Annotated in this window: 3 protein-coding genes; 1 reads left to right on the top strand and 2 read right to left on the bottom strand. The window is 34.2% G+C overall.

What is annotated here, in order from left to right:
- Together TT13_RS11685 and TT13_RS10705 are read right to left on the bottom strand one after the other, a co-directional pair.
- The coding region (locus tag TT13_RS11685; protein WP_278279356.1) for an IS3 family transposase at positions 1-321 on the bottom strand (321 nt) is incomplete at its 3' end.
- A gap of 68 nt (positions 322-389) precedes the next feature.
- Complete coding sequence (locus TT13_RS10705) at positions 390-662, bottom strand: IS3 family transposase (RefSeq protein ID WP_027699939.1); 273 nt, start codon at positions 660-662, stop codon at positions 390-392.
- A 667-nt stretch (positions 663-1,329) separates the two neighbouring features.
- On the opposite strand from TT13_RS10705, the gene TT13_RS10700 reads away from it, so the two are divergent.
- A partial coding sequence (locus TT13_RS10700; RefSeq protein ID WP_190279679.1) for a KxYKxGKxW signal peptide domain-containing protein occupies positions 1,330-2,576 on the top strand: 1,247 nt, incomplete at its 3' end.

Here is a 2,576-nt window from a genome sequence, read left to right as displayed (position 1 = left end):
TTTTTGATTAGGTTTAGAAGAAGAAAACTGTCGATTAATAATATTAGGAAATTGTTGGTCTTCAATGATTTTCTGATATCGAAATTTCGGCTTAGCAGTACTCATTTGGGGTAGATTCATAGATTTCATAAGTCGGTATACGCGTCCAGCAGAAATGTTATAGCCATATTCATTATTCAAAATGTGAGTCATCTTATTAGAACCAATGCGAAAATCAGTTTGATGGTAGATATCAAAAATTAATTTTCTTAGTTTCTGATTTTCAAGAACTCTAGGAGCAACTTTACCGTTGAAATGCTTATAGTAAGTACTTCGATTGATGTTTAAAACACGACAAAGAGTAACGATTGAGTGTTCGAAACGTAAAGAATGAATTGCATTTAAACGATCTAGTCGTGAGGCGTGAATATGGCAATGGCTTTTTTTAATATTAAGTTTTCTTCTTCAAGCAGGGCATTACGTTTCTGGAGCCTTTTAACTTGTTGAGCAGTAAGAACCTGGTTATCATCTAGCTTTACTTCAGAGAATTGACGAACCCATTTAGATAGAGCTGAAGAAGAAACGCCATACTCTTTAGTCAGTTGAGCTAGTGTTTTGCCAGAGTTATGTAAATTAACTAAGTTTTGCTTGAATTCATCGTCATAACGATTATAAGTTCCCATAAAAACCTCCCGGTTTTGTGTCTACATAAATAATAAAAATGAAACAAAAAACTGTCCACTAAATTAATATAGATCCAATCATAGTCTTACCCTTTAATCAAGAAGTCGAGCTGTCAACGAATGTTGCGACTAAAGAAAAAGTCGGCTTTGTTTTTGATCATGGTGATAAAAGAATAATCATTTATTTTATGGGATAAATCCTATGCCAGTTGCCAAGGGTAGCTGTTTTTTTTATGCAGTATTTTTCTTTCAGTTCATAAGTTTAGAAAAATATTCAATATATAGGCATCAGTTTCAGTTATATTTAAGAATTGAAATTTTTGAGAGATATGAATATTTTTAGTCCATTTTTATAACTTGTGGTGGTAAATAATTGAATTTAATAATTGCATCTAATATAATACTTGAGATAGTTAAATTATTAACTAAAATAGATTTTGATTTTAAAGAGTATTATTTAATATTCATGAATATAATGATTTACATAAATTTTGAAAAAATTCTTGTCATAAATGGAGTGGGGATAGACACTTGAGCAACGAGCAACGAGCAACGAGCAACGAGCAACGAGCAACGAGCACATTAATTAATGGACCGTAGGCCTTTCTTACTTTGAATAAATTTATTGCTAAATGATTTTATTAAAAAGGGTGAGAAAGAAAATATAATGTCGAAGAAAAATCTTATTAAAAGGTTACAGAATTCAGAACCTAAAGAGCGGCACAAAGCTTACAAGTCAAATAAATCTTGGGTTTATGCAACAATTACAAGCTTTTTTGGAGCTTTTGGCGGTGCAGTAGCTGTACCAATGATTGTCCATGCGGATAATGCAAACCAGAATACAACAAAAGAAGTAAGTAATAACGATATATTGGCCGTACAAAATAATGTTAAGATTCCGGCGGATGATACAAGGCAAGCAGCTAACTTTGAAGGTTACACAATGCTTCATACGCTGGATGATGGCTCTGGTCATACAGTACAGGTAGGAATAAAAACCAGTGATATCGTCAAAACCAAATTTGGCAATTATGCAAAATATGGTGCACATGCGAGAATCTATTCACCTACAGGCATAAATGAACGTGTGAGCTATCAAGCTACTCTCGCAAATGGACATTTTGCTACTGACATAGATATTCCTGGGACTACTACATCAATGACAGCTGGACAGACAGTTGACTTTCTTTTAGAAGGACCGAATGGTAACAATACTGGCATTTTTTATATCGACTTAAATCAAGATAAGTATTATCATACAGCATATATATATGGCCCTGGTATTCATAGTCACGCTATTAGTTCTGATTCTGAATCTACCAGCGATTCAATTTCCGGATCCATCAGTGATTCAATTTCCGGATCCATCAGTGATTCAATTTCCGAATCAGGAAGTGATTTAACGTCTAACTCAATAAGCGGTTCAGAATCCATCAGTGATTCAACGTCAGATTCAATCAGTGGTAGTGATTCAACGTCAGATTCAATCAGTGGTAGTGATTCAACGTCAGATTTAATCAGTGGTAGTGATTCAACGTCAGATTCAATCAGTGACTCAATCAGTGATTCAAATTCAACATCAGGTTCATTAAGTGATTCAATCAGTGGTAGTGATTCAATATTCGATTCGTTGAGTGATTCAATTTCAGACAGTGACTCATTGAGTGATTCAATCAGTGATAGTGATTCAACGTCAGATGTAATAAGTGATTCGGAATCAACAAGTGATTCAATCTCAGGTAGCGACTCAATGTCAGATTCAATGAGCGACTCAAATTCAACATCAGATGTAATAAGTGATTCGGAATCAACAAGTGACTCAATATCAGAGTCAATGAGTAATTCAGAATCAGGTAGCGAATCAACGTCAGAGTCAATGAGTAATTCAGAATCAGGTAGCGAATCAACGTCAGA

Origin of the sequence: Weissella oryzae SG25 (assembly GCF_000691805.2) — a bacterium.
In the GTDB taxonomy this organism is placed as follows: Bacteria; Bacillota; Bacilli; order Lactobacillales; family Lactobacillaceae; genus Weissella; species Weissella oryzae.
Note: the sequence above shows the minus strand (reverse complement) of the source record. Positions and strands in the feature narration are given on the sequence as shown.